Origin of the sequence: Streptomyces sp. NPDC014864 (assembly GCF_043081525.1) — a bacterium.
Classification (GTDB): Bacteria; Actinomycetota; Actinomycetes; order Streptomycetales; family Streptomycetaceae; genus Streptomyces.
This window is the reverse complement of the sequence record NZ_JBIBWT010000010.1, coordinates 206,050-231,087: the sequence shown is the minus strand read 5'-3', so window position 1 is coordinate 231,087 and position 25,038 is coordinate 206,050. Positions and strand designations below refer to the sequence as shown.

The 25,038-nt window shown below is 71.2% G+C and carries 25 protein-coding genes and 1 pseudogene; 13 read left to right on the top strand and 13 right to left on the bottom strand.

What is annotated here, in order from left to right:
* The first annotated feature begins 131 nt into the window (after positions 1 to 131).
* Both ACF1A5_RS20345 and ACF1A5_RS20340 read left to right on the top strand, forming a co-directional pair.
* Positions 132 to 998 carry a winged helix-turn-helix domain-containing protein gene (locus ACF1A5_RS20345; protein WP_392194249.1) on the top strand — a complete coding sequence of 289 codons (867 nt, stop codon included), beginning with the start codon at positions 132 to 134 and terminating at the stop codon, positions 996 to 998.
* 235 nt (positions 999 to 1,233) lie between these two features.
* The gene (locus tag ACF1A5_RS20340) at positions 1,234 to 3,417 is read left to right on the top strand and encodes a phosphotransferase (protein WP_392194248.1); all 2,184 of its coding nucleotides are present in this window, start codon (positions 1,234 to 1,236) and stop codon (positions 3,415 to 3,417) included.
* Positions 3,418 to 3,626: 209 nt separating this feature from the next.
* On the opposite strand, the pseudogene ACF1A5_RS20335 reads toward ACF1A5_RS20340, so the two are convergent.
* Positions 3,627 to 4,706: pseudogene (locus ACF1A5_RS20335) on the bottom strand (MerR family transcriptional regulator).
* Between the two features lie 300 nt (positions 4,707 to 5,006).
* Between ACF1A5_RS20335 and ACF1A5_RS20330 the strand changes: the two are divergent.
* The 3 genes from ACF1A5_RS20330 to ACF1A5_RS20320 all read left to right on the top strand — a co-directional run bounded on the left by ACF1A5_RS20330 (position 5,007) and on the right by ACF1A5_RS20320 (position 6,761).
* Positions 5,007 to 5,537 carry a helix-turn-helix domain-containing protein gene (locus tag ACF1A5_RS20330; RefSeq protein ID WP_392194247.1) on the top strand — a complete coding sequence of 177 codons (531 nt, stop codon included), beginning with the start codon at positions 5,007 to 5,009 and terminating at the stop codon, positions 5,535 to 5,537.
* Positions 5,538 to 5,620: 83 nt separating this feature from the next.
* Entirely contained in the window at positions 5,621 to 6,295 is a 675-nt protein-coding gene (locus tag ACF1A5_RS20325; protein ID WP_392194246.1) for a hypothetical protein, read from the top strand.
* 121 nt (positions 6,296 to 6,416) lie between these two features.
* Positions 6,417 to 6,761: a DUF2516 family protein gene (locus ACF1A5_RS20320; RefSeq protein WP_392194308.1), complete on the top strand. Its 345-nt coding sequence runs from the start codon at positions 6,417 to 6,419 to the stop codon at positions 6,759 to 6,761.
* A gap of 94 nt (positions 6,762 to 6,855) precedes the next feature.
* On the opposite strand, the gene ACF1A5_RS20315 is transcribed toward ACF1A5_RS20320, so the two are convergent.
* The 3 genes from ACF1A5_RS20315 to ACF1A5_RS20305 all read right to left on the bottom strand — a co-directional run bounded on the left by ACF1A5_RS20315 (position 6,856) and on the right by ACF1A5_RS20305 (position 10,669).
* Positions 6,856 to 8,184 (bottom strand): PP2C family protein-serine/threonine phosphatase, encoded by a 1,329-nt coding sequence (locus ACF1A5_RS20315; RefSeq protein ID WP_392194245.1) that lies wholly within the window; start codon positions 8,182 to 8,184, stop codon positions 6,856 to 6,858.
* A 307-nt stretch (positions 8,185 to 8,491) separates the two neighbouring features.
* On the bottom strand, positions 8,492 to 9,634 hold the full coding sequence (locus ACF1A5_RS20310) for an NlpC/P60 family protein (protein ID WP_392194244.1): 1,143 nt from the start codon (positions 9,632 to 9,634) through the stop codon (positions 8,492 to 8,494).
* Between the two features lie 222 nt (positions 9,635 to 9,856).
* Complete coding sequence (locus tag ACF1A5_RS20305; RefSeq protein WP_392194243.1) at positions 9,857 to 10,669, bottom strand: class I SAM-dependent methyltransferase; 813 nt, start codon at positions 10,667 to 10,669, stop codon at positions 9,857 to 9,859.
* A gap of 292 nt (positions 10,670 to 10,961) precedes the next feature.
* Between ACF1A5_RS20305 and mshA the strand changes: the two genes are divergently transcribed.
* Together mshA and ACF1A5_RS20295 are read left to right on the top strand one after the other, a co-directional pair.
* The gene (gene mshA, locus ACF1A5_RS20300; protein WP_392194242.1) at positions 10,962 to 12,299 is read left to right on the top strand and encodes a D-inositol-3-phosphate glycosyltransferase; all 1,338 of its coding nucleotides are present in this window, start codon (positions 10,962 to 10,964) and stop codon (positions 12,297 to 12,299) included.
* The gene (locus ACF1A5_RS20295) at positions 12,292 to 12,798 is read left to right on the top strand and encodes a YbjN domain-containing protein (RefSeq protein ID WP_392194241.1); all 507 of its coding nucleotides are present in this window, start codon (positions 12,292 to 12,294) and stop codon (positions 12,796 to 12,798) included. Before mshA ends, ACF1A5_RS20295 begins: the two co-directional genes overlap by 8 nt.
* A gap of 164 nt (positions 12,799 to 12,962) precedes the next feature.
* Here ACF1A5_RS20295 and ACF1A5_RS20290 read toward each other — a convergent pair whose 3' ends face one another.
* Entirely contained in the window at positions 12,963 to 13,772 is an 810-nt protein-coding gene (locus ACF1A5_RS20290) for an AraC family transcriptional regulator (RefSeq protein ID WP_392194240.1), read from the bottom strand.
* Positions 13,773 to 13,821: 49 nt separating this feature from the next.
* Between ACF1A5_RS20290 and ACF1A5_RS20285 the strand changes: the two genes are divergently transcribed.
* Both ACF1A5_RS20285 and ACF1A5_RS20280 read left to right on the top strand, forming a co-directional pair.
* The gene (locus ACF1A5_RS20285) at positions 13,822 to 14,286 is read left to right on the top strand and encodes a DUF2000 family protein (RefSeq protein ID WP_392194239.1); all 465 of its coding nucleotides are present in this window, start codon (positions 13,822 to 13,824) and stop codon (positions 14,284 to 14,286) included.
* Between the two features lie 230 nt (positions 14,287 to 14,516).
* Positions 14,517 to 15,239 carry a dienelactone hydrolase family protein gene (locus ACF1A5_RS20280; protein ID WP_392194238.1) on the top strand — a complete coding sequence of 241 codons (723 nt, stop codon included), beginning with the start codon at positions 14,517 to 14,519 and terminating at the stop codon, positions 15,237 to 15,239.
* Positions 15,240 to 15,557: 318 nt separating this feature from the next.
* Here ACF1A5_RS20280 and ACF1A5_RS20275 read toward each other — a convergent pair whose 3' ends face one another.
* Positions 15,558 to 16,856, bottom strand: a complete 1,299-nt coding sequence (locus ACF1A5_RS20275) for an MDR family MFS transporter (protein ID WP_392194237.1) — start codon at positions 16,854 to 16,856, stop codon at positions 15,558 to 15,560.
* 166 nt (positions 16,857 to 17,022) lie between these two features.
* Between ACF1A5_RS20275 and ACF1A5_RS20270 the strand changes: the two genes are divergently transcribed.
* Positions 17,023 to 17,784 (top strand): phosphoglyceromutase, encoded by a 762-nt coding sequence (locus ACF1A5_RS20270; RefSeq protein WP_392194236.1) that lies wholly within the window; start codon positions 17,023 to 17,025, stop codon positions 17,782 to 17,784.
* A gap of 177 nt (positions 17,785 to 17,961) precedes the next feature.
* Here the strand turns inward: ACF1A5_RS20270 and ACF1A5_RS20265 are convergent, their stop codons facing one another.
* From ACF1A5_RS20265 to ACF1A5_RS20245, 5 genes are all read right to left on the bottom strand, one after another.
* A complete protein-coding gene (locus ACF1A5_RS20265; protein ID WP_392194235.1) occupies positions 17,962 to 18,999 on the bottom strand; it encodes a hypothetical protein in 1,038 nt (345 codons plus the stop codon).
* 176 nt (positions 19,000 to 19,175) lie between these two features.
* Positions 19,176 to 19,454 carry a hypothetical protein gene (locus tag ACF1A5_RS20260; RefSeq protein ID WP_392194234.1) on the bottom strand — a complete coding sequence of 93 codons (279 nt, stop codon included), beginning with the start codon at positions 19,452 to 19,454 and terminating at the stop codon, positions 19,176 to 19,178.
* A gap of 54 nt (positions 19,455 to 19,508) precedes the next feature.
* Positions 19,509 to 20,087, bottom strand: a complete 579-nt coding sequence (locus ACF1A5_RS20255) for a sulfocyanin-like copper-binding protein (protein ID WP_392194307.1) — start codon at positions 20,085 to 20,087, stop codon at positions 19,509 to 19,511.
* A gap of 2 nt (positions 20,088 to 20,089) precedes the next feature.
* On the bottom strand, positions 20,090 to 20,374 hold the full coding sequence (locus ACF1A5_RS20250) for an SHOCT domain-containing protein (protein ID WP_392194233.1): 285 nt from the start codon (positions 20,372 to 20,374) through the stop codon (positions 20,090 to 20,092).
* Positions 20,375 to 20,497: 123 nt separating this feature from the next.
* Positions 20,498 to 21,004, bottom strand: a complete 507-nt coding sequence (locus ACF1A5_RS20245; RefSeq protein ID WP_392194232.1) for a GNAT family N-acetyltransferase — start codon at positions 21,002 to 21,004, stop codon at positions 20,498 to 20,500.
* Between the two features lie 262 nt (positions 21,005 to 21,266).
* On the opposite strand from ACF1A5_RS20245, the gene ACF1A5_RS20240 reads away from it, so the two are divergent.
* Positions 21,267 to 21,623, top strand: coding sequence for a carboxymuconolactone decarboxylase (locus ACF1A5_RS20240; RefSeq protein WP_392194231.1), 357 nt, complete (start codon positions 21,267 to 21,269; stop codon positions 21,621 to 21,623).
* Between the two features lie 112 nt (positions 21,624 to 21,735).
* Here ACF1A5_RS20240 and ACF1A5_RS20235 read toward each other — a convergent pair whose 3' ends face one another.
* Entirely contained in the window at positions 21,736 to 21,891 is a 156-nt protein-coding gene (locus ACF1A5_RS20235; protein ID WP_392194230.1) for a hypothetical protein, read from the bottom strand.
* Between the two features lie 257 nt (positions 21,892 to 22,148).
* Entirely contained in the window at positions 22,149 to 22,841 is a 693-nt protein-coding gene (gene phoU / locus ACF1A5_RS20230) for a phosphate signaling complex protein PhoU (protein WP_392194229.1), read from the bottom strand.
* 222 nt (positions 22,842 to 23,063) lie between these two features.
* Here phoU and ACF1A5_RS20225 point away from each other — a divergent pair, with 222 nt between their 5' ends.
* Together ACF1A5_RS20225 and ACF1A5_RS20220 are read left to right on the top strand one after the other, a co-directional pair.
* Positions 23,064 to 24,317, top strand: a complete 1,254-nt coding sequence (locus tag ACF1A5_RS20225; protein ID WP_392194228.1) for a sensor histidine kinase — start codon at positions 23,064 to 23,066, stop codon at positions 24,315 to 24,317.
* Complete coding sequence (locus tag ACF1A5_RS20220) at positions 24,314 to 24,994, top strand: response regulator transcription factor (protein ID WP_010358452.1); 681 nt, start codon at positions 24,314 to 24,316, stop codon at positions 24,992 to 24,994. Before ACF1A5_RS20225 ends, ACF1A5_RS20220 begins: the two co-directional genes overlap by 4 nt.
* Positions 24,995 to 25,038: the final 44 nt, after the last annotated feature.

Here is a 25,038-nt window from a genome sequence, read left to right as displayed (position 1 = left end):
CCAATTGGCCTGGTTGCCTTGAAGTGGATTTCCCCTGGCCTGCTGATCCCTTAACCCGGCAGTCCGATGTGACTGCCGCAGTGCGGCCAAAAGCCGGTTTGACGGTGGGCTGTTGGCGGTACGGACATCGTGTGGGCGAAGAGCGTGATGGCGGGGGCAGGGAGTTCCGCCGCGTTTCCGAAGAACTGCGGGCCCGGATGGCGGACAGCACCTACCCGCAGAGTTCCTTCCTGCCCTCCCAGCGTGACCTCGCCAAGGAGTTCGGGGTTTCCCGTGACACCGTGCAGCGCGTACTGCGGGAGTTGAGCAACGAGGGCTGGATCCAGTCGCGGCGGGGCAGCGGCTCCCGTGTCCTCAAGAACCAGCGCATACAGTCCTCGGCGGCCAAGGCCACCCGATCGCGCCGGGGCCTGACGCTGGGACCGCTCATCAGTGAGGCCTTCGAGCAGGAAGAAGTGACGCTGGACGTCTACACGTTGACGTCCGAGTCGCTCGACGCGCACATGAGGCTCCAGGCGGAACGGATCAGGGCCGGCATCATCCAGCCCAGGCGCATCTCCCTGCGCATGCTCCTGCCGTCCACGTCACTGCCCCTGCCCTATCCACGGGCGACGGAGGACCAGCACGCCCCGCTCCTGCGTGATCGGCTGCACGCCATCACGGAGCGCCACACGGACTCCCTGCGCGGAGTGCTCCGCGACCTGCAGACCGAGAAGCTGGTGCCCTCCGTCGACGTGCGGATCCGGCACACACCGCTGACGCCGGCGTTCAAGCTGTACGTGATCAATGGGGTGGAGGTCCTCTTCGGCCCTTATGAGGTGATCGAGCGCCCGGTGGTGCTCGACAGCGGTGAGGAGATCAGGGCACTGGACGTGCTGGGGCTCGGCGCCACCCTGACGCACCACGTGCGTGACGCCGACCCGAACTCACCGGGGTCGGTCTTCGTGACGTCGATGCAGGCTTGGTTCGCGTCGGTCTGGACGCTGCTGTCCGAGTAGCGGCCGAGGTCGTGTGTCCTGAGTGGCTCAAAAGCACCGGAGGTCTCCGGTAGCATCTCCGGCACCGCGTGAGCAACCGCTCCGTCCCACCGCACTGGCCTGACCCGCCGGACGCTCAGCTGAGGGTGCACCACCTCTTCCACTCACCCCGGCCGCGCTCACAGTGCGCAGTATGTCCTTATGTCGTACCTTTTGCCATACCTTCGTTCGTGCTTGCGTGAGTCAGGGAGCGGCCGTGGGCGCACCTCCTCCCCCCCGTCCCTCCCTCGGGGAGCTTGCCGCGCGCGACGTCCGGACGTTCGTGCGGCTCGCCGCCGAACGCGGTGAGGCGAGCAGCGGGCACCACAACCAGAACTATGTGCTGCACCTGACGGACCGTGTGGCGAACCTGCTGGGCAAGCCGACGGGCACCAAGGTGACCGTGCGGATCCGTCGCGCCGAGGTGCTGCCCGTGGTGATCAGGACGTGGGACGACGAGGCCCGGATCCTGGACGCCGCCAATGGCGTCCTGCCGCACGCACCCCAGTGCCTCCTGGACGGGGACGACTTCACCATCCACAGCTATGTGGAAGGCGTACCGCTCTCCAGCGTCTGCGCCAACGGCAAACCCCTCGACACGCTCCTGATCAGGGCGCTGGCCGGGCTGCTGGCCCAGATGGCCCAGGTGCGCAGGGGAGCGCTGCCTCCCCTGCCGGCCGGCTGGCCCGGCAACCACTCGGACAGCCAAGGGTTCCTGCAGACGCTGGCCAGGCTTGCGGACCGGCAGATCCGTCAGCCCAATTGGCCCGCTTTCGGGGGACTGTTCGCGCAGCTGGGCATCCCGGAGGACGCCATGATCCGGCTGGCCGAGCGCGTCCCCGCGATGGCGAGACGGCCGTACAGCCTGCTCCACGCGGACCTGCACCGCGACAACCTGATCATGTCGTACGGAGGCGTGCCGCCCCTGATCTGCGTCGACTGGGAACTGGCGACCTACGGCGACCCGCTGCACGACCTCGCCACGCATCTTGTGCGGATGCAGTACCCCGCCCACCAGTGGGACGAGGTGATCGGCGCATGGGCGGAGGCGATGCAGCGGATCCGCCCCGCGGCGGTGAACGGCCTGGACAAGGATCTGCGCCACTACGTGGCCTTCGAGCGGGCGCAGTCCGTCTACCCGGACGTGATGCGTGCCGCCGAGGCCCTGGCGAACGCGCCCGACCAGAAGAGCCTGGACGATGCGACCGCCTCCGTACACCGGGCACTGCAAGCGGCCGCACAACCGCTCGGGCTGCGAAACATCCCGGACGCGGCGGAGGTGGAGCGGATCCTCTACCGGTGGCGCGCCCCCCGCACGGTGTTCCGGGGCAGCGGCTCCGGCAGCGCAACCGAGACGATCTCGTGGGACTGGGACGCGCGTCTCCCGACGCGTGACGATTTTCCCGCGACCGCCGTGGGTGACGCCCTGCTCGCCGAAGGCATGGCGTCGGCCAGCAGGGTGTTCAAGGGCACGGCCCACCTCAATTCGGTGGTCCGCGTGCCCGGGTTCGGCCACCCGGTCGTGGTGCGGCGGAAGGTGGCCAACAGCTGCCGTCGCGAGCCCAGTTTCCTCAGCGAGCACGCCGTGCTGCGGGCCATCGAGCAGTCCGGGGTCGCGGTGGCGGCCCCCAGGGCCCTCGCGTTGGGACACAGCCATGGGGGGCAGCCCTTCGCCATCCACACGTACGTCGGCCCCGAGGACACCGACCGCCCGCCCAGCCATCCCGTGCACGGGCTCCTGCCGCACGAGGCGGACGGGCTCGTCGATCAGCTGTGCGCGCTGGCCGGTGTGGACTACACGGAACTCGATCCCGCCGCAGGCGAAGGGGCCTTCTTCGCCTGGCTGTGCGATCAACTCGTGATCCTGGTGGCCGGCCTGCCGAAGGAGTCCCAGCAGCTGGCCCGCCTCCTCGGGCTGCCCGACGCGCCCCGGCTCCGGCAGATCCTGTCCCGCCATCGGGTGAGCGACCGCCGGCCGGCCCTGCTGCACGGCGACCTGAACCCGTGGAACCTCGTGCGCCCCAGGGACTTTCAGGCCCTGACCATCATCGATTGGGAGATGGCCCTGGTCGGAGACCCGCTGTACGACCTCGTCCGGCACATGCACCTCACCCCCACCCGCCCCGAGATCCGCGAGCGGATGTTCCGGCGCTGGGAGCGCCTCCTGCCCGCCGAGTACACGGCTGACTGGCGGGAGGACTGGCGGGTGTACCGGTGGCTGGAGACCGTCCGGTCCGCCTACGTGGACCTGGACCGTCTGGTGACCGGGGCGAGCCTGGACGCCCCCAACGTCCGCCGCGCCGTCGACTCGTACGCGATGACCCTCGCGGTGGCCACGGGCTCCCTGGGCCTGCCCATCCGCCCGACGGCGAACCCTTATCTAGCGCGCGCTTTGGCCTAGGGATGACGGGACCGGAAGGCCGGTCGGCTGGGGATGTGACGGACCACCGGCGTCATCGGGGGCGGGGGAGGTCGTGCATGCTGAGCGGTCCACGGCGTCGGGCGAGGGCGGTGACGCTGGCCGCGGTCCCTTCCCGGTGGCAGCGCACCGCACCCTGACCGGCCTCGTGCTCGCGCGAGTCCGTATGCCCCGGTGCATGCCGCCCGCTCCTACTGCTGGGGCTCCATGACCTCGGCGACCACGCAGCTGACGTTGTCGGGGCCGCCCGAGTCGTTGGCGAGGGTGACGAGTTCGCGGACCGCCTGTTCGGGCTCCGTCGTCCGGGCGAGCACTCGATGGATCTCCTCGGTCGGCACGACTGTCGACAGACCGTCGGAGCAGAGCAGGTACCGGTCTCCCCGCCGGGCGTCGTGGAGGCGCATGTCGGGGGTGGCGTCGGCTCCCTGGCCCAGGGCCCGTACCAGCAGTGACCGCTGGGGGTGGGAGGCGGCCTCTTCCGGGGTGAGGCGTCCTTCGTCGACCATCGACTACACCACGGTGTGGTCGTGGGTGATCTGGAACAGCTCTCCGTCGCGCAGGAGGTAGAGGCGGGAGTCACCGACGTGGACGAGGGCCAGTTGCGATCCGGTCCAGAGCATCGCGGTGAGCGTCGTGCCGGCCGCTTCGGGTGAAGAGCCGGCTCCGGCGACGCCGTGCACTGCGTGTTCGGCCTGCTCGATGGCGTCTTCGAGGACATTGAGGAGATCGCCTGCCGGGATGCTGCCGGCTTCGAGGTGCTTGAGTGCGTCGACGGCGGCCGCGCTCGCGGGGGCTCCCTGGCGGCCGTAGCCGTCTGCGACGGCGAGCAGGCGGGACCCGGCGTAGACGGTGTCCTGGTTGCTCTCGCGGACAAGGCCCGTGTCGGACAGGGCAGCGCAGCGGATTCCGAGGGGCTTGGCGGTCGGGGACATGGCAGGGTCCTTCCGGGACAGGTGGTTGATGAGGAAGGTGGCCAGGTCCCGCCTGGCGGCGGTGTCGGCTTCGACCTGGGCCCAGAACGCGCGGATCTCCTGGGACGCGGGACCCGCCTCCAGCGTGCAGACCTTCTGGATGCGGGCCAGAGGCATTCCCAGGCGTCTGAGCCAGGCGACCAGTCGGGCCTGGTTCAGTTGCTCCGGTGCGTAGAGGCGGTAGCCGGTCACCGGGTCGACGCGAGCGGGGGTCAGCAGGCCGAGTTCGTCGTAGAGCCGCAGCGCCTTCGGCGACAGCCGGGACGCCTTGGCGAACGCCCCGATGGTCAGCAACCCCATGCCTCGCTCCTCCTCATGTCGGGCACATCGCCCGGCCTCACCGATGCTGTGGGCTCCCCCAAGGTGAAGGTCAACCACGAGTTCTGCTCGGCTGCGTCCGGTGGTCCCGACCGATACCGAACCGGCCGTCACATCTCAGTCGGCGCTGAGTGTGGCCACGCATTCGGGGGCGAAGCGGGATCGCCCGCACTCGCCGAGGCAGGACGTGGGCCGCTCAGTGCCCTGACCGCCGGGTGGCGTGGCGCACTCTTGCAAGCGGGGTGCTTGCAATTGTTAGCGAGGGTGGTGCACAGTGGAGGCATGGCATCGCTCAACGTCGGCAATCTCGGTGAGTACCTGCGCGAGCAGCGGCGCAACGCGCAGCTGTCGCTGCGGCAGCTCGCCGACGCCGCCGGGGTGTCCAATCCGTATTTGAGCCAGATCGAGCGCGGGCTGCGCAAGCCGAGCGCGGAGGTGCTCCAACAGGTCGCCAAGGCGCTGCGCATCTCCGCCGAGACGCTGTACGTGCGGGCCGGCATCCTCGACGCCGAGCGCGAACGGGACGAGGTGGAGACGCGCGCCGTCATCCTCGCCGACCCCTCGCTGAACGAGCGGCAGAAGCAGGTGCTGCTCCAGATCTACGAGTCCTTCCGCAAGGAGAACGGGTTCGGGAGCACCAGGGCGGACGGCCCGGCCGACGGACGGACGGACGACGGGGTCCGCGCGCCGGACGTTCCGGACGTGCCCGGCGCCCCGCGTGCCCGGGGCGGCGGCGCCGAGGACACCAGTGACGCCACCGGCACCCGCACGTCCCACGGCAGTGACGCCGATCCGCGGAAGGAGGCCGGCTGAACCCGCGCCCCCAGGGGCCGCGCGGCCGGCCGACCGCGGAACACCACAACCCTCAGCCGAAAGTGACCGGGAGGTCCATCACCATGGCCATCACCGACGACCTGCGCAAGACCCTCAGCGACCCGACGCCGCTCTACTTCGCCGCGGGCACCGCGGACCTGGCCCTGCAGCAGGCCAAGAAGGTGCCCGCCCTGGTGGAGCAGCTGCGCGCCGAGGCCCCGGCCCGTATCGACGCGGTGCGCAACACCGACCCCAAGGTCGTCCAGGAGCGGGCCGCCGCCCGTGCCAAGGAGGCCGGCAACCGCGTCCGGGAGACGCAGTCGACCATCCAGACCCGGGTCGGCGAGTTCATCAACTCCCTGGACTCCGACCTGAAGAAGCTCTCCACCAACCTCGACGCCGACCTGAAGAAGCTCGGCGAGACCGCCCAGGACCTCGCCCTGCGTGGCGTCGGCGTCGCCGCCGAGTACGCCGTGAAGGCCCGTGAGGCCTACGAGAAGGTCGCCGAGCACGGCGAGCAGACCGTGCGGACCTGGCGCGGCCAGGCCGCCGAGGGCATCGAGGACATCGCCGAGGAGGTCGAGGAGCTCGCCATCGCGGTCGAGCCGAGGACCGAGCCGGTCGAGGTCAAGCAGGACAAGCTCGCCGAGGCCAAGCCCGCCGAGGCCGCCGCGGTGAACAAGCCGGCGCCGGCGAAGAAGGCTCCGGTGACCCGCAAGACCACGGCCACCAAGAAGACCACGCCGCCCGCCAAGTAGAGGGCACCCGCGCCCGGCGCTCCCGGGCGGGTTCCGCGGGCCGGGCACCCTTGGGGTGTCCGGCCCGTTCTACGGGTACGGTGGCCGCAAAGGAAACGGGAGAGATCGGGCGGTGGACAGCATGCTGATGTTGGGCTTCGCGGGGTTCCTGGGGCTGTTGAAGATCCTGCTCATGGCCCTGGCCGCGTTCGGGCTGTTCGACGCCGCGTTCCGGCGCGAGGACGCCTTCCGCGCGGCCGACAAGCAGAACAAGGTGTTCTGGCTGATCATCCTGGCCCTGGCCCTCGTCGTGAGCTACCTGTTCTCGATCCTGTCGTTCCTGCCGATCATCGGCGTGATCGCGAGCATCGTCTACATCGTCGACGTACGGCCCGCGCTCAAGCAGGTGTCGGGCGGCAGCGGCTGGGGCCGCCGCCGTGGCAGCAGCAGTGACGGCCCGTACGGTCCTTACAACGGCGGGCGCTGAGCCCGGGGGCCGTCTCAGGGGGCGGTCTCAGGGGGCAGCTCCGGACCCGCCGCCCGGTATGCGGCGGTCCCGGTAAGGGGCCCGCTCCGAGCCCCTACGGCTCCCGGTCCAGCAGGACCACCGCCACGTCGTCGGTCAGCTCGCCGCCGTTGAGGTCACGGACCTCGTTCACCGCCGCGCGCAGCAGGGCCTCGCCGCGCAGGCCCTGGGCCAGCTGGCGGCGGACCATCTCCACCATGCCGTCCTGGCCGAGCCGCTCGCCGTCGGCGCCGACCCGGCCCTCGATCAGGCCGTCGGTGTAGAGCATCAGGCTCCACTCGGAGCCCAGCTCGACCTGCATCCGGGGCCAGCGCGCGCCGGGCAGCAGGCCGAGGGCGGGGCCGTTGTTGTCGTAGGGCAGCAGCTTGGCGGGTCGGCCCGGGTGGGAGACCAGCGGTGCCGGATGGCCGGCCAGGCACAGGCCCGCCCGGCGTCCGTCGGGCGCGATGTCGACCGTGCAGAGCGTCGCGAAGATCTCGTCGTCGGCGCGCTCGTGCTCCAGCACCTGCTGCAGGGTGTTCAGCAGTTCGTCGCCGCACAGCCCCGCCAGCGTCAGCGCCCGCCAGGCGATGCGCAGCTCCACGCCGAGCGCGGCCTCGTCCGGGCCGTGCCCGCAGACGTCGCCGATCATGGCGTGCACGGTGCCGTCGGGCGTGCGCACGGCGTCGTAGAAGTCGCCGCCGAGCAGCGCGCGCGAGCGGCCGGGCCGGTAGCGGGCGGCGAAGCGGAGCGAGGCCCCGTCCAGCAGGGGGGTCGGCAGCAGACCACGCTCCAGGCGGCGGTTCTCCTGCGCGCGCAACCTGCCCTCGGCGAGCCGGCGCTCGGCCGTGTCGGAGCGCTTGCGTTCCACCGCGTACCGGATCGCGCGGCTCAGCAGCCGCCCGTCCAGCTCGTCGCGGAACAGGTAGTCCTGGGCGCCGACCCGCACCGCCTCCGCGCCTCGCTCGGCGTCGCCGGACGCGGTCAGCGCGAGGACGGCGTGCCGGGGCGCGAGCTCGAGCACGTCCTTGAGCACGGCCAGCTCGTCGTCGTCGGCACCCGCCCGGCCGGGCGCGGGCAGCGCGAGGTCCAGCAGGATGCAGTGGACGTCGTCCGTGAGCAGCCGCCCGGCCTCGGTGAGGTTGCGGGCCGTCCGGACGCGGATCGGCTTGCCGGCCTGGTCGAGCAGGTCGGGCACGATCGGCGAGCCGCCGGGGTCGTCCTCGATCAGCAGCAGCGTGAGGTTGGTGCTGTGGGCGTGGTCGGTGTCGCGGGTGTTGTTGTCGACCGTGGCTTCCTTGGGCAGGGCCGGTGCGGCGGAGGGGCCGCCGCCGTGGGGCACGGTCTGCGCCTGACCGCTCTCCGCGGCCGGGAACGCTTTCTGCCGCGGTACGGGCACGGGCATCGTGTTGGTTCCTTCCCTCCCCCCGAGGGCACGGTGGGCACGAGGGATCTCGCTCCACCGACGGGGACATTAGCGGTAGTAGGCGCCGCAGCGGAATGGTGTGAGGCGCGTCGCTCGGGCCGCGGCCACCGTCATATGCCGCGTTTCCTGCCGGAGTTGTACAGGGCCCCTCCGAGGTGGGCATGACGTAGCTCACTTCGGCGGGGGGTTTGACGGCGCACCTTGGTGCGATACGTCACATGGTCCAGCTCACGGCCGCATTCCCGTTCGATCCGTGTCCGCGGGGGTCGGGTCCCCGCCGGGCCGATCAGCCCGCGTCCGGCCGTACGACCCCCAGGATCGGCATCGAACCCGCGCCCGCGACGGTCACCGTCCGCCCCGGCCGCGGGGCGTGCACGATCGTGCCGTCGCCGACGTACATCGCCACATGGCTGGCGTCGTCGAAGTAGATGATCAGGTCGCCGGGGCGCATGTCCTTCACGTCCACGTGCCGGAGCTGCTTCCACTGCTCCTGGGAGGTGCGCGGGATGGGGCGGCCGCCCGCGGCCCAGGCCTGCGACGTCAGCCCGGAGCAGTCGTACGTCTTCGGTCCCTCGGCGCCCCACTCGTACGGCTTGCCGATCTGGGCGGTGGCGTACTCCACCGCCTTGCGGCCGGCCTCGGAAGCCTTGCCGCTGATCTCCTTGAGGACACCCGTGTCGAGCCAGGCCGTCTGCGCCTTCAGCGCGGCCTCCTGCTCCAGCCGCTCCAGGCGCTCCTGCTGACGCTTCTCCAGCGTGGACTGCAGTTCCTCGGCCGCCTCGATCCGCTGCTGGATCTTCTTCTTCGCCGCGGCCTTCGCCTTGCGGTTCGCCTCCAGTCTCTTCCAGCGGTCGGCGGCGTCCTTCGCGTACTGCTTCAAGTCCTTCTGGGTTCGGGCCAGTTCCGCGAGCAGGCCCTTGGTGGCCCGCTCGCCCTGCAGCACGCGGCCCGCGCCGTCGAGGAACTGCTGCGGGTCGTCGCTGAGCACGAGCCGCGCCGCGGGCGGCAGTCCCCCGGTGCGGTACTGCGCACGGGCGGCGGCACCGGCCCGGTCCTTCAACTCGTCCAGCCGCTGCTGTCCCTTGACGATCTTCTGGGCCAGGTCGACGATCTCGGCGGACTGCTTGCGGGCCTTCTCCTCGGCGGCGTTGTACGCGTCCGTGGCCACCGCGGCGTCGTGGTAGAGCTTGTCGAGCTTGGCGCGGACGGCTTCGAGGCCCTTGTCCGCGGGCGGGCTCACGGAGGTGGAGGGCGAGCCGGACGGCGGGGCCGTGGGTGAGCCGGCCGGCGACGCGCCGGGAGGGGCGGAGGCGGGAGGAGTGGGTGCGGGCCGCGCGCTCGCGAACGCCGTGCCCGGCGCCCCCAGCACGGTGACCGCGCAGACCACGGCCACGGCCGCCGCGAGCACGCTGCTCCTGCCCCGTCCCATACTCAGCCCCCAAGCTGATTTACCGTCAGTAACTTACGACACCTGGGGGATCGTGCCATGTCCGGGCGAAAAGCGACAGAGGTGCGCTCGGCGTTGCGCGGACGGAACCCGGCCGTACGACGACTTCCCTCTCCGCGGCGGACACCGGCATGACGATCTCCCCGCCTGTGTGACGAGCGACTCCCGAAGATCGTTCCCCGCAGGTCGGGGTGGGTCCGGCGGTCAGCCGCGCGGTGCCAACGCCTTCCAGGCCACCGTGACTTCGCCCTGCCGCCACCGCACCGGCCCGTCCGTCACCGGCCAGCCGGCCGTCAGGTCGCGCACCGCGCGGATCCAGCGCTGGCGGGCGCCGTAGGAGGCGTAGGGTGCGGCGGCCGCCCAGGCGCGGTCGAAGTCGCGCAGGAAGGCGTGCACCGGCTCACCGGGGACGTTGCGGTGGATGAGTGCCTTGGGGAGGCGTTCGGCGAGGTCGGAGGGGCGGTCCAGGGAGCCGAGGCGGGTGGCGAAGGTGACCGTGCGGGGGCCCTCGGGGCCGAGCGCGACCCAGACGTGCCGCCGGCCGATCTCGTCGCAGGTCCCCTCGACGAGCAGCCCTCCGCGCGAGTGCCCGTCCGCCGGGGCCAGCCGCGCGCACAGCCGCTCCCAGACGGCGGCGACCTCGGCCTCGTCGTACTGCCGCAGCACGTTCGCCGCGCGGATGAGGTGCGGCCGCCGGGCGACGGGGACCTCGAAGCCGCCGTGCCGGAAGACCAGCCCGTCGCGTTCGTACGGCTTCGCGGCCGCCACCCGCACCGGTTCGATCTCGACGCCCACCACGCGCGCGCGGGGCGCGGCGGTGCGCAGCCGGTGCAGCAGCTCGACCGCCGTCCACGGGGCGGCGCCGTAGCCGAGGTCGACGACCACCGGGTCGGCGGCCCGGCGCAGCTCGGCGCCGTGCGTGGCCGCGATCCAGCGGTCCATCCGGCGGAGCCGGTTCGGGTTGGTCGTCCCGCGCGTCACCGTGCCCACGGGGCGGGTCGCTGCGCGGGATGTCATGGATACGAGGGTATGCGGGACCGGACGGGCACCCGGAGGGGGACGCACGCCGGGGTCGGGGCCGTATGCCGTCCCCTTCTGGCATTCGTCCTGGCCACCTCCGGCTCCGGCCCCGGCCCCGTCCGCCCCCTCTCGACCTCACCCGCCCACCCCATCGAACGGTTGAGCGAGATCGAGTAATGATTGGGCAAAGAGGCCCGCACCGGAAATGGAGCCAACTCCTCCGGCGTTAGCCCCTGAAGGGCGCTCCGCGCCCGCCGTACGGCATGCCCGCAGCGAGGAGGAACGCCACGTGAGCCAGTACGTCAGCAGGCTCGGGCGTCGCTCCGCGGCGGCGCCCTCGCGGCTCAGGCTGCACCGGCGGCCCCGCCGCGTCGCCCTGCTCTCCGTGCACACCTCACCGCTCCACCAGCCCGGCACGGGCGACGCCGGCGGCATGAACGTCTACATCGTGGAGCTCGCGCAGCGACTCGCCGCGATCAACATCGAGGTCGAGATCTTCACCCGGGCCACCGCGGGCGATCTCCCACCGTCCGTCGAACTCGCCCCCGGCGTCCTCGTCCGGCACGTCGACGCCGGCCCCTACGAAGGCCTCGCCAAGGAGGACCTCCCGGCCCAGCTGTGCGCCTTCACGCACGGCGTGATGCAGGCCTGGGCCGGCCACCGCCCGGGCCACTACGACCTCGTCCACTCGCACTACTGGCTCTCCGGCCACGTCGGCTGGCTCGCCGCCCAGCGCTGGGGCGTCCCCCTGGTGCACGCCATGCACACCATGGCCAAGGTCAAGAACGCGAACCTGGCCGACGGCGACACCCCCGAGCCCGCCGCCCGCGTCATCGGCGAGACCCAGATCGTCGCCGCCGCCGACCGGCTCATCGCCAACACCGCCGAGGAGGCCGACGAACTCGTCCGGCACTACGCCGCCGACCCCGCCAAGGTCGCCGTCGTGCACCCCGGCGTCAACCTCGGCCGGTTCCGCCCCGGCGACGGCCGCGCCGCCGCCCGCGAGCGCCTCGGCCTGCCGCAGGACGCGCTCGTCCCGCTCTTCGCCGGCCGCATCCAGCCGCTGAAGGCACCCGACGTGCTGCTCAGGGCCGTCGGCGCCCTCCTGGACGAACGGCCCGGACTGCGCTCCCGCATCGTCGTGCCCATAGTCGGCGGCCCCAGCGGCAGCGGCCTGGCCAAGCCGGAGGGGCTGCAGAAGCTGGCCGCCCGGCTCGGCATCGCCGACGTCGTACGGTTCCACCCGCCGGTCGGGCAGGAGCAGCTCGCGGACTGGTTCCGGGCCGCCTCGGTCCTGGTCATGCCCTCCTACAGCGAGTCCTTCGGCCTGGTCGCGATAGAGGCCCAGGCCGCCGGCACGCCGGTGCTCGCGGCCGCGGTCGGCGGGCTGCCGGTGGCCGTGCGGGACGGGGAGACCGGGCACCTGGTGCGCGGGCACGACCCGGCCGACTACGCGCGCGTGCTGCGCGGCTTCGCCGACGACCCGCACCTGCCGGACCGGATGGGCGCCGCCGCCGCCCTGCACGCGCGGTCCTTCGGCTGGGACGCCTCGGCGGCCGCCACGGCCGACGTCTACACGGCCGCGATGCAGGCCCACCGCCGTCGCGTACGCTCGCACCATGGGTGAGGCAGAGCAGCAGCGGGCGGCGCAGGTCATCGAGGGCGTGCTCAAGGACGCCGAACTGGACTGGGAGAGCCCGGAGTCGGGCACGTACGTCACCAAGCTCCCCGGCACCCGCAAGCTGTCGACCACCCTGTCCCTGATCGTCGGCAGGCACTCGCTCTCCCTCAACGCCTTCGTCATCCGCCACCCCGACGAGAACGAGGACGCCGTCCACCGCTGGCTGCTGGAGCGCAACCTCAAGCTGTACGGCGTGAGTTACGCCGTCGACCAGTTGGGCGACGTGTACGTCGCCGGCCGACTGCCGCTCGCCGCCGTCACGCCCGACGAGGTCGACCGGCTGCTCGGGCAGGTGCTGGAGGCCGCCGACGGCAGCTTCAACACCCTCCTGGAACTCGGCTTCGCCTCCGCGATCCGCCGGGAGTACGCCTGGCGCGTGTCCCGCGGCGAGTCGACGCGGAACCTGGAGGCGTTCGCGCACCTGACCGAGCGCCCGGCCGACTGATCACGGGCCAGGGCGAACCGACCACGACCAGAGCGGGCTGACCACGGACTCGGGCGAACCGGCCGCGGACTCCGGCGGACCGACCGCGGACCAAGGTCGACTGACGCCGGACCCGGGCCGCCTCGTACGGCGCTGACGGCACCCGTACGAGGCTCGGCGCGCGATCAGCGCGCGCCCGGCCGGAAGCTCCCGCCGTAGCGGCCCGGCGTCACCCCCACCAGCCTTCTGAAGTGCCGGGTGAGATGAGCCTGGTCGTAGAAACCGGTCGCGGTGGCCACCTCGGCCGGCCGCACCCCCTCCAGCAGCAGCCGCCGGGCGCGGTCGACGCGGCGGGACATGAGGTACTGGTGCGGCGCGATGCCGTAGGCGCCGCTGAACACCCGTACCAGGTGCGCGGGATGGGCCTGGACGAGCCGCGCGGCCTCGCCGAGGGCGATGCCCTCCGTGACCCGCTCGTCGAGGAGCTCGCGCAACCGGCGGGCGACGGTGCCGTCGTCGCGGGCGGGCCCGGCGGCGAGCCGCGGCCGCAGATGGGTGCGCAGCCGCTCGCCGACGAGGGTGAGCCGGCTCTCGGCCTCCAGTTCGTCGCCGGGACGGGCGAGCACGGTGTGCAGCTGCCCGACGCGCCGGCGCAGCAAGGGGTCGCGCAGGCCGGGGCCGTCCACGGCCGGGCCGATCAGGTCGGTGCCGAGGACCGTGGCGTCCAGGTAGAGGACGCGTTTGCGGAAGCCGTGCGGGGTGGCGGGGGAGCCGTTGTGCGGGACGTGCGGCGGCAACAGCGAGACCGTGTCGTGCAGGGTGCCGTACTCGTGCCGGTCCAGGTCGTACCGTACGGCGCCGTCGTCCACGACGAGCAGCGTCCACGCCTCGTGCACGTGCATCGGATAGGCGTACTCGGTGAAGTGCGCGTGGAAGACCTCCACGACCCCCGGGACGTGGGGGCGCCAGGCGGTGACCTCGGGCTGCGCGGCCATGCAAAGAACGTACAAGACGATGGCGTACGGCCAACGGCAGTCTCACGGCATGAGCATCGAGACCCACGTCCGGCCCCCTGCCGAGACCTCCCGCGAGGCCCCCGTCCGCTTCGACACCAAGATCGCCGTCCTGCTGCGCGCGGACCTGGAGCCCTGGCAGCGCCTGAACGTCACCGCCTTCCTGGTCAGCGGCCTCGGCACGGCGGTCCCCGAGGTGGTCGGCGAGCCGTACGAGGACGCCGACGGGGTGCCGTACCTCTCGATGTTCCGCCAGCCGGTCCTGGTGTTCGAGGGCACCGGGGAGACCCTGACGGCGGCCCACGGGCGGGCGCTCTCCCGGGCGCTGCCCCGCGCGGTGTTCACCGGCGACCTGTTCACGACGGGCAACGACCGCGACAACCGTGCGGCGGTGCGCGCCGTACCGACCGGCGAGCTGGACCTGGTGGGACTGGCGGTGTACGGACCGCGGAACGCGGTGGACAAGGTGCTGAAGGGGGCGCGGATGCATCCGTGAGGGGGGCGCGAAGACGCGTGCCGGCTCCGTCGCGTGCGGCCACGGAGCGCGCGCAGGAAACCGTTTGGCGGGCCGCGGCGGCCGCTGCTACGTTCCCGGAGGCCGTGCGAGAGGACGAGGAGGTGGTACCCGTGAACGCAGTATCGACATGGGTGCTCTCCTTCGGGGTCACGGTCGGGCGATAGGTCGTCCGGGAGCGCCGTCTCTGAGCCCTCCCGAAAGGCACGACCATGCATTTCACTTCTGATCAGCGCCTCGACGACGGCGTCCGCGAACGCGAGTTCACCCTCGGCGAGATCCCCGGCACCCTGTGGACGCCTGAGTCCGCCGCACCGGCTCCGCTGATCCTGATGGCCCACAACAACGGCCTGCCCAAGAGGGAACCCCGGCTGGTGGCCCGGGCCCGGCACTACGCGGCGTACGGCTACGCGGTGGCCTCCGTCGACGCCGCCGGGTGCGGTGACCGGCCCCGTTCCGCCGCCGATGAGCAGGCCCGCGCCGACCTGCGCCGGGCGATGCAGGCCGGCGAGCCGGTCGATGAGATCTTCGAGTCCTTCATCGGCCCGCTGGTCGAGAAGGCGGTCCCGGAATGGCGGACCACCCTGGACGCGCTCCTTTCGCTGCCCGAGATCGGCGGCCCGGTCGGGTACTCGGGGTGGACCGCCCTCGGCATCCGGTTGGCGGTTCTGGAGCCGCGCATCGCGGCCGCCGGTTTCTTCGCCGGTGGGTACGTGCCCCGCGCCCAGCGCGAGGAGGCCCGGCAGGTCGCCGTTCCGCTGCTGTTCCTGCTGCAGTGGGACGACGAAGGCAACCCCCGGCAACGGGCCCTGGACCTGTTCGACGCCTTCGGCACCAGGGAGAAGACGCTGCACGCCAATCCGGGCGGGCACACCGGCACCCCCTGGTTCGAGGTGGAGGACGGGGGCCGGTTCTACGACCGGCACCTGAAGTGAGGCCCGGGAACGAAGCCACGCTCTGAAGTGGGCCGGAACCCGTACGCACAACTGCGCGAGCCGCAGGATCGCGTGCGGGTTCCGCGTGGGGAGCGCACGAGAATCCGCGAACCCGCGCTCTTCCGCCAGGGCGGGTGCGAAGGTGCCCGCGGACGCGTCCGGGACGGACGGCGTGAAGGCGCCCGCGGACGCGTCCGGGAGCGGCGAGCAGGCGCGGGGACGGCGTGACGCACCGGCGCGGGGACGGCGTGACGCCGACGGCAGGCCCGCGCGGGACCTGCCGCCGCGATAACGCTCGGACGGCGTCCGGACGCACGCTCACGCGGCCGTGACTCGGGGCGCGGCGCCCTCCGGGACTGCGGCGCTCTCCGAGACCTGGGCGCACTCCGGGACCTCGGCACCGGTCGGCTGCTCCTTGGGCAGGCTCCGCATCAGCACCCCGTAGCCGACGGCCGCCGCCGTGCCGACGAGCGCGCACAGGCCCCACAGCCACCCGGCGCCGAGGTGGTCGATGACGTAGCCGGACATCAGCGGGGCGATCAGGGCCGCCAACGACCAGGACAGGGTGTACACGCCCTGGTAGCGGCCGCGTCCGTGCACCGGGGACAGTTGGACGACCAGCCCGGTCTGGGTGGGCGCGTTGAGCATCTCGCCGAGCGTCCACACGCAGACCGTCAGGGCGAACGCGCCCACCGACCCGGCGAAGGCGGTGAGCCCGAAGCCGTACCCGGCGAGCAGGGACGAGACGACCAGCAGCCGGCGCGGGTCGCGGTGCTCGATGAACCGGGTGACCGGGATCTGCAGGGCCACGATCAGCACACCGTTGACGGCGAGCGCCATGCCGTAGTCGGCGGGGGCGAACCCGGCCGTGCCCATGGCCACCGGCAGGCCGACCGAACCCTGCTGGAAGATCAGGGCGACCAGGAAGGACAGCCCGACGACGGCCATGAAACGCCCGTCGCGCAGCACGGTGACGAGACCGACGGCGTCCGGCGCGCCGCCCTGAGCGCCGGACGGCACGGCCGGCCGGGACTCGGGCAGCTTCAGGAAGACGACGACGGCGCAGACCAGGGTCATCCCCGCCTCGATCAGGAAGCCGGCGAGATAACTGAACTCGGCGATGAAGCCGGCGGCCATGGAGGAGACGGCGAAGCCGAGGTTGATCGCCCAGTAGTTGAGCGAGAAGGCCCGCACCCGGTCCTCGGGCCGCACGATGTCGGCCATCATCGCCTGCACGGCCGGCCGGGACGCGTTGCTGCTCAGGCCGACGAGGAAGGCGACGGCCGCGATGGCGACGGGGTCGTGCACGAAGCCGAGCACCGCGACGGAGACGGCGGTGGCGGACTGCGCGACGAGCAGGGTCGGCCGCCGCCCGAGCCGGTCGGCCATCACACCGCCGCCGAGGGAGGAGACGACACCGCCCAGTCCGTGGAGCGAGGCGACGAGACCGGCGTACGTGGCGGAGTAGCCGCGGTCCAGGGTCAGGTACAGCGCCATGAAGGTGGCGACGAAGGCGCCCAGCCGGTTGACCAGGGTGCTGGTCCACAGCCACCAGAACGCACGGGGGAGTCCCGAGACGGTCTCCCGGGCGGCACCTCTGAGACGGGCGACGGACATGACGGGATCCCCCTACGGCTGCGGCGGTGATGTAAGCGGCTCAAGCGGCGAGCACAACTTACGATTGGGCGACCCGAAGGGGCCACTCAATTAACAGAAGCCGTCAACCGTCCGCCTGCCGGGCAGGCCACGCAGGGGTTCGAAGACGTGGATTACGCTCTGAGGCATGGCCGACGCACCGTACAAGCTGATCCTCCTCCGCCACGGCGAGAGCGAGTGGAACGCGAAGAACCTGTTCACCGGCTGGGTGGACGTCAACCTCAACGAGAAGGGCGAGAAGGAGGCGGTCCGCGGCGGTGAGCTGCTCAAGGACGCCGGCCTGCTGCCCGACGTGGTCCACACCTCTGTCCAGAAGCGCGCGATCCGCACCGCGCAGCTCGCGCTGGAGGCGGCCGACCGCCACTGGATCCCGGTCCACCGCACCTGGCGCCTGAACGAGCGCCACTACGGCGCCCTCCAGGGCAAGGACAAGGCGCAGACCCTCGAGGAGTTCGGCGAGGAACAGTTCATGCTGTGGCGCCGCTCCTACGACGTCCCGCCGCCCCCGCTCGAGGACGGCTCGGAGTTCTCCCAGTCCGACGACCCGCGCTACGCCTCCATCCCGCCGGAGCTGCGCCCGAGGACGGAGTGCCTGAAGGACGTCGTCTTCCGGATGCTCCCGTACTGGTACGACGGCATCGTCCCGGACCTCCTGACCGGACGCACGGTCCTCGTCGCCGCCCACGGCAACAGCCTGCGCGCCCTGGTCAAGCACTTGGACGGCATCTCGGACGCCGACATCGCGGGCCTGAACATCCCGACCGGCATCCCCCTCTTCTACGAACTGGACGCCGACTTCAAGCCCGTCACCCCCGGTGGCCGCTACCTCGACCCCGAGGCCGCCGCGGCGGCGATCGAGGCGGTCAAGAACCAGGGCAAGAAGAAGTAAGCAGAGCTGATCAAGCCCCCTGCCTGCGGGTTTTTCGCCGGTAGGGGGGCTTGTCGCTGTGCGGGGGCCGTCTCTTGGCCGTGAGCTGCTGACCGGGCCGTCGGGCGACCGCCCGGGGATCGGCCGCCGCCGGGGCGTGCCCGACGGCAGGAAGCCCAGATCCCTTCTCGCGCCACGTCAGGTTTTGCAACTTGAGCTCTTCTGGAACTCGCGTTCGGCTCCACGTACGTTGTTCAGGACGTCCTTACCCTGTTGGTCCACCAGCCGCGTGACACTTTCTTGCAGTATGCCGAACAGGATCGCCCAAGCAATAATCTGCGGCCCACTGTCCAGATTTGAAAGACCTGGAATGAAGCCACCGTGGATCAGGACGAGACCCATTAGTGCAGCCAGGGCTCCCACTGGGATCCGAAGAAGCACCAGCATCAAGGGGACCGAATATGGAGTGGACGTCCCTTGAATCCCTTTCAGGGAGACCGCCGCCGCGAAGGCCGCCGCAGCTGATCCAAACGCCATCACCATCAACATGTCCTGACCGGTTGCCGAATTGCCGATCGGGCAGATTTGGGGCTTTGCCGGATCCGGCCTGAAGCAGATGTTCGACACGATCGTCGATGGAGAGACAAACCCCCAAAAAATGAAAAGTCCAGCAATGACCGCTGTTGCCATCACAGACGCCAGCAGTATATTGCGAAAACTCCGAGCCCTCGCCCGCTCCTTTTCTTCCGCCATCTGAGCAGCTAGCAGTGTGGTGATGGCGAGTTCGCGCATGTCTTCGGTGAGTCTGTGGCCGTTGCCCCGGAGTTGCGCCTCTATCCTGGCGCGTCGAGGATCTTCGCCGCCCAGATGCTGTCGGGCGTTCGCCAGCACGAACGGTCCTAATTCGCCCAGTTCCTCCTCGGGGGTCAAGCGAATAATTTTTGCCTCCGCCCTGTGTATATTGGCGAATGCTCGATCGATATCAGCTCCGGTGATGATGGACCATAGATTCTTCTTGCGGTCTGCCGCCTGCCGTGCAGCGTTGAGGTGCGTTTCAATCTTTGCGGCGATCTCCACCTCGTGCGGTGCAAGTCCGTCAGGGTTGAGCGACTTAATCCGGTTGAGCTGACACTGCAATTCTGCTATGTGTGCAACCGTGCGCTGCCACCATGAGGATCTGGCGTATCCGGCTACATCGTTGTCCGCGTCCAGCACAGCTTTCTTAGTGAATGACATGGCTGACCTCCCGGCAATCCTGGAGGTTCATCGGAGTTCGTCTCGATTGCCAGACCTGCGTGCGCTGCTCGGCACACAGCATTTTAAGCGTGCTGGGGCCCAGGTGCATCTCGAAGGCGTTGCAGGACCATCGATTATTCAAACATCGAGAGGTTGAATAATCGAGAGGTGAGAATTTACGAAATGGCGGCAGATGCTTTGCGAGGGAGTGCGTCGAAGCCTCGCGAGGCCCGGACGCGTCCGCGCAGCCGCAGCTCGTACCAGCGCGTGCCCACGCCGCCGTTGGCATCGACCGCGTGGTTGAACACCAGGGACTGACGTCCGTCGCCGAAGTTACGGTGGGCGAGCCGGTACATGGGCCAGTAGGAGAGCGAGTCCAGCTTCGGGGTGGTGTCGGCCTGCGGGACGCACCGCTCCGGATCTGTGTTCTCGCAGGCGCGGGTGTAGGGGGCCACTGGCAAGAGGCTCGCGCTTCTCCACGTGCCACGGAACGGCCCCGAGCCGGGGTGTCAGCGGGTGGCGTCGAGTTCGGTGTACATGCCGGACGCGTAGTGGCCGGGGAAGTTGCAGACGAGTTCGTAGCGGCCGGGCGCGAGGGTCAGGGTCGTCCAGCCTCGGGTGCCGGGGGCGATGCCGTCGCCGGTGCCCGCGCCGCAGGTGCGGGAGGCCTCGCCGCGGCTGCCCGTCTCGGCGATCCGCAGGTCGGAGCCGATGGCCCGGTTGCCCGCGGACTGGCCGGCCGACAGGGGCAGGACGACGACCTCGTGGGCGAGCCGTCCGGCGTTGAACACCCGCAGCGTGACCTTGCCGGCCGGGACCGTCGCCGGGTGGACGGTGAGGTTCATCATGCGCATGCCGTGCCGGGCGCCGGGACCGGGCCCCATGTGCCCCATGTCGTCGGCGAGCACGTCGACCGTACGGCCGGCCGGGGCGGGGGGAGCGCACCGTCCCCCGTGCGCCCTCCAGGACGAGGGGCCCAGGGAGGGGAAGGGGTGGGTGGCGGCCAGCAGGACCGTCGAGGCGATGCCCAGGGCCAGGGCGGCGGCCGCCACGGCGACGACCTGCCACACCCCCGGGCGGCGGCGCATGCTCACCGGTGCTCCCGCAGCAGCGTGAGGCGGCGCTTGTACTCCTCCTCGTCGATCTCCCCGCGGGCGAAGCGCTCGGCGAGCACGTCCTCCGCCCGGCGGTTGCCCCAGCCCTGTTCACCGGGGGCACCGGACTGCGGGTGCGGGCCGGCCTGTTGATGGCGGCCACCGCCGAAGTAGCGGGCCAGCGCGACGATGCCAGCGATCACCAGGGCCCAGAACAACACCATGAACGCGGCCATGACGAACCAGCCGCCCCAGCCCCATCCACCGTCGTACCACATCATGACGATCACTTCCGCCGGCCGATTCCGGATTTCCGATCTCCGGTTCCAGGATGGGGCGGCGGGGCCTCGGTGGGCGTGGGCCATCGTTCCCGGACTCAGGGCCGGACGGCCCTCCAGTGGGAGTCAGACGACCGTATGGCTGCGGCGCTCGAGCAGGACGACGTCGCGCCAGACGCCGTGGTGCCGGCCGATGCGTTCACGCGTGCCGATGACCCGGAACCCGGCCTTCTCGTGGAGGGCGAGGCTGCCGGTGTTCTCGGGGAAGACGCCCGACTGGATGGTCCAGACGCCCGCCGCCTCGGTCGAGTCGATCAGGGCGTTCAGCAGGACCAGGCCGATGCCGCGACCGCGGGCGTCCGGGTGGACGTACACGGAGTGCTCGACGACGCCCGCGTACGCGCCCCGGTCCGACACCCGCGTCGCGGCGACCCAGCCAAGGACACGGCCCGTCCCGTCCACGGCGACGTACCGGTGGCCGGGCAGCTTGGCGGCGTCGAACTGCTCCCAGCTGGGCGGCGCCGTCTCGAAGGTCGCGTCGCCCTCCTCGATGCCGAGCCGGTAGATCGCCAGGACCTCGTCGGCGTGCTCGGGGCGCATCGCCACGACACGCGCTCCCGCCGGGGCCGTCATGCCCGCTCCACCGGGGCGGTCTCGTCGATGTTCGTCATCCGCCCATGGTGAGGTTTCGGGGGGAGCGCGCGCAAAGGTCCGTGTCGGGAGGCATCCCCCTTCGACGGGTCCATCGGTTTTCGGAGGGGGATTGAGCCGGATGGCCCGGCATGCGGGGTGCTCAGGTGCTGCTTACGGTGGAAATTGCCAGTCGCCGGCGTGTGAGGGGCTCCGCTCCGCGGGGCGCGCGTGCCGGCTCCGCACGCCCGGAAGGCGTCTCACCATGACCACCAGCTCGGACACCCCTGTCCTCGACACGCTCGCCGCCATGACCATCGACTCCCTCGAACGCTGCGGCCTGGACGAGAGCACGCTCATCTGCACCCGGATCGCCGCCCTCGCGGCGATGGACGCACCGGCCGTCTCCTACCTCGCCCACGTCGGTCCGGCCGTGCGGGCCAACCTGACGGTCGAACAGGTGCAGGATGTCCTCGTGGCGGTCGCACCCGTCATCGGGACGGCGCGCGTGATGGCCGCGGCCGGTCACATCACCGAGGCCCTCGGCTTCACCATCGCCCTGGCCGACGCCGAGGCGCAGGCCATGGCGGAGGCCGAGGCCCAGAGCCGCGGCAAGGGCTGACCGGCGGGTCCGTCACCGTGGAGACGGCAGGGCCCCGGCGCATCCATGTGCGCCGGGGCCCTGTACGGCGTACGTACGTCTGGTGCGTATGTACGAGCCGTCGGTCGTGCCGTCAGCCGCACTGGCAGGGGCCGCCCGACTGGCAGCCGCAGCCGCAGCCCGAGCCGCAGCCGCAGGCGCCGAAGAGCGGGAGGCTCCTGATCTCGGTGGGCTGCTCGGTCTCGCGTTCCTGCGTGGGGTCGGGCGTGGTGCTGGGGGAATCGGCCATGGGTCCTCCTAGAGGCTGGTGCCTGTGCCCATTGGATGCCCGCCGCACTGGGCGCATCAACGGCGCACAGTGGCTCGTGCACGCCCAGCCACCACCCCTTCGCGCCTGTTCAGACCCGAGGAGTGCCGCGTCGGGTGGTCCCGCCGGGCCCCGGGGCAGCCCGCGCCGGGGCGCGTCGGGCGGTCCCGCCGGGCCCCGGGAAGCCCGCGGCGGGCCCAAGCCCTCCGAGCACCCCGGGCCAGGCAGCCCCCTCGGCGTCAGGCCCCCTCGACCCCCGCCACCGGCGGGATGTCCGCGGCCTGGATCTCGTCCGCGTGCTCGCCCGTCACCAGGTACACCACGCGCTTGGCCACCGCCACCGCGTGGTCGGCGTAACGCTCGTAGTAGCGGCCGAGCAGGGTGACGTCGACGGCGGTCTCGATGCCGTGCTTCCAGCGGTCGTCGATCAGGTGCTGGAAGAGGGTGCGGTGGAGCAGGTCCATCTCGTCGTCGTCCTGCTCCAGCTGGAGAGCGAGGTCGACGTCCTTGGTCACGATCACCTCGGCCGCCTTCGCCATCAGGCGCTGCGCGAGCTGGCCCATCTCCAGGATCGTCGCGTGCAGGTCCTGCGGGACCGCGCGCTGCGGGAAGCGCAGCCGGGCGAGCTTGGCCACGTGCTGGGCGAGGTCGCCCGAGCGCTCCAGGTCGGCGGACATGCGCAGCGACGTGACGACGATCCGCAGGTCGGTGGCGACCGGCTGCTGGCGCGCCAGCAGGGCTATGGCCTTGGCCTCCAGGTCGTGCTGGAGTTCGTCGACCTTCTTGTCGGCCTCGATCACGCTCTCGGCCAGCTTGAGGTCGGAGTCGAGGATGGCCGTGGTGGCGCGCCCGATCGCCGACCCGACCAGCCGGGCCATCTCCACCAGACCGTCGCCGATCGAGTCCAGTTCCTCGTGGTACGCGTCCCGCATCAGGGTTTCCCTCTCGTGCGTCTTCGTTCGGGGTTCGGGGCCGGAGCCCCTGGTCTAACCAGCGGTACGAACCCCACGCTCCCACGTTCCGGCCCGTACGCGTCCGTTTGCGCCCTCCCAAATGAACCAATACTGGCTCCAAGGTGAACTCTGGGCGACGAGTGTTCGAGCTCGCACTCGGACGGCTGTGGTCACCTCGTACCCCATGCCTAACCTGGATGCATGGACGTGAACGCGGCGGTCGCCGCAGCGGCAGCGATCGCCGGTGTGCTCACCGGTGTGATCGCCATGCTGGCGTTCCGCTGGAGCGAGCGCGAGCAGAAGCGCCCGACTCGTACTTCCCTGCACACCGACGCGGTGCTCCCGCCCGGTGTGGACACCGTGCTGTCCGTCCTGCGCTCCTCCGCCGTCGTCCTCGACGAGGCCGACGGCGTCGTGAAGGCGAGCTCCGCCGCGTACGCCCTCGGACTGGTCCGCGGCGGCAAGCTCGCCGTCGAGCCCATGATCCAGATGACGCGGGACACCCGGCGGGACGGCGAGATACGCCAGGTGGAACTGGACCTTCCGCGGCGCGGGACCGGACGGGGCGAGGCCTTGGCGGTCTCCGCCAGAGTCGCCCCCCTGGGCTCGCGGCTGGTCCTCCTGCTCGTGGAGGACCTCACCGAGGCCCGCCGTATCGAGGCGGTGCGCCGCGACTTCGTCGCCAACGTCAGCCATGAGCTCAAGACCCCCGTCGGCGCGCTCTCGCTGCTGTCCGAGGCCGTCATGGACGCCTCCGACGACCCGGAGGCCGTGGAGCGGTTCGCCGGGCGCATGCAGATCGAGGCGACCCGGCTCACCAACCTGGTGCAGGAGCTCATCGACCTGTCCCGGGTGCAGAACGACGATCCCCTCGAGGACGCCGAGCCGGTCCGCGTGGACGAACTGGTCGCCGAGGCCGTCGACCGCTGCCGGCACCAGGCCGGCGCCAAGCAGATCACGATGGCCGCCGGGGGCACCGCCGACCTGCACGTGTGGGGCAACCGCGGCCAGCTCGCCGCCGCGCTCGGCAACCTCGTCGAGAACGCCGTCAACTACTCCCCGGCCCGCACCCGTGTCGGCATCGCCGCCCGCACGGTGACCTCGCCCGGCGGGGACATGATCGAGATCGCCGTCACCGATCAGGGCATCGGCATCTCGGACAAGGACAAGGAGCGCATCTTCGAGCGCTTCTACCGCGTCGACCCGGCCCGCTCCCGCGCGACCGGCGGAACCGGCCTGGGACTGGCGATCGTCAAGCACGTGGCCGCCTCGCACGGCGGGGAGGTCACGGTGTGGAGCGCCGAGGGTCAGGGTTCCACCTTCACCCTGCGGCTGCCGGAGGCGGCTGCGGCCCGCGACCGTGCACAGCAGCACCCCGCCCTCGACGACGAGGCCGGGCAGTCCACCGAGTCATCCCCGTATGCTTCGCTTCCCGCCCCGGAGGTCCTTCCGTGACCCGAGTGCTCGTCGTCGAGGACGAGGAGTCCTTCTCCGACGCCCTGTCGTACATGCTCCGCAAGGAGGGCTTCGAGGTCGCCGTCGCGGCCACCGGGCCCGACGGACTCGACGAGTTCGAGCGCAACGGCGCCGACCTCGTCCTCCTCGACCTGATGCTGCCGGGCCTGCCCGGCACGGAGGTGTGCCGTCAGCTGCGCGGCCGCTCCAACGTTCCCGTGATCATGGTGACCGCCAAGGACAGCGAGATCGACAAGGTCGTCGGGCTGGAGATAGGAGCCGACGACTACGTCACCAAGCCCTTCTCCTCCCGTGAGCTGGTCGCCCGGATCCGTGCCGTGCTGCGCCGCCGCGGCGAGCCGGAGGAGGTCACCCCGGCCGCGCTGGAGGCCGGTCCGGTCCGGATGGACGTCGACCGGCACGTGGTCACCGTCTCCGGCTCCAAGGTCGACCTGCCGCTGAAGGAGTTCGACCTGCTGGAGATGCTGCTGCGCAACGCCGGGCGCGTGCTGACCCGGATGCAGCTCATCGACCGGGTCTGGGGCGCGGACTACGTCGGCGACACCAAGACCCTGGACGTCCACGTCAAGCGCCTGCGCGCCAAGATCGAGCCGGACCCGGGCGCCCCGCGCTACCTGGTGACGGTCCGTGGCCTCGGCTACAAGTTCGAGCCGTAGACCGCGCCCGGGACCCGTGCCCGTACGAACGCCGAAGGGCGGCA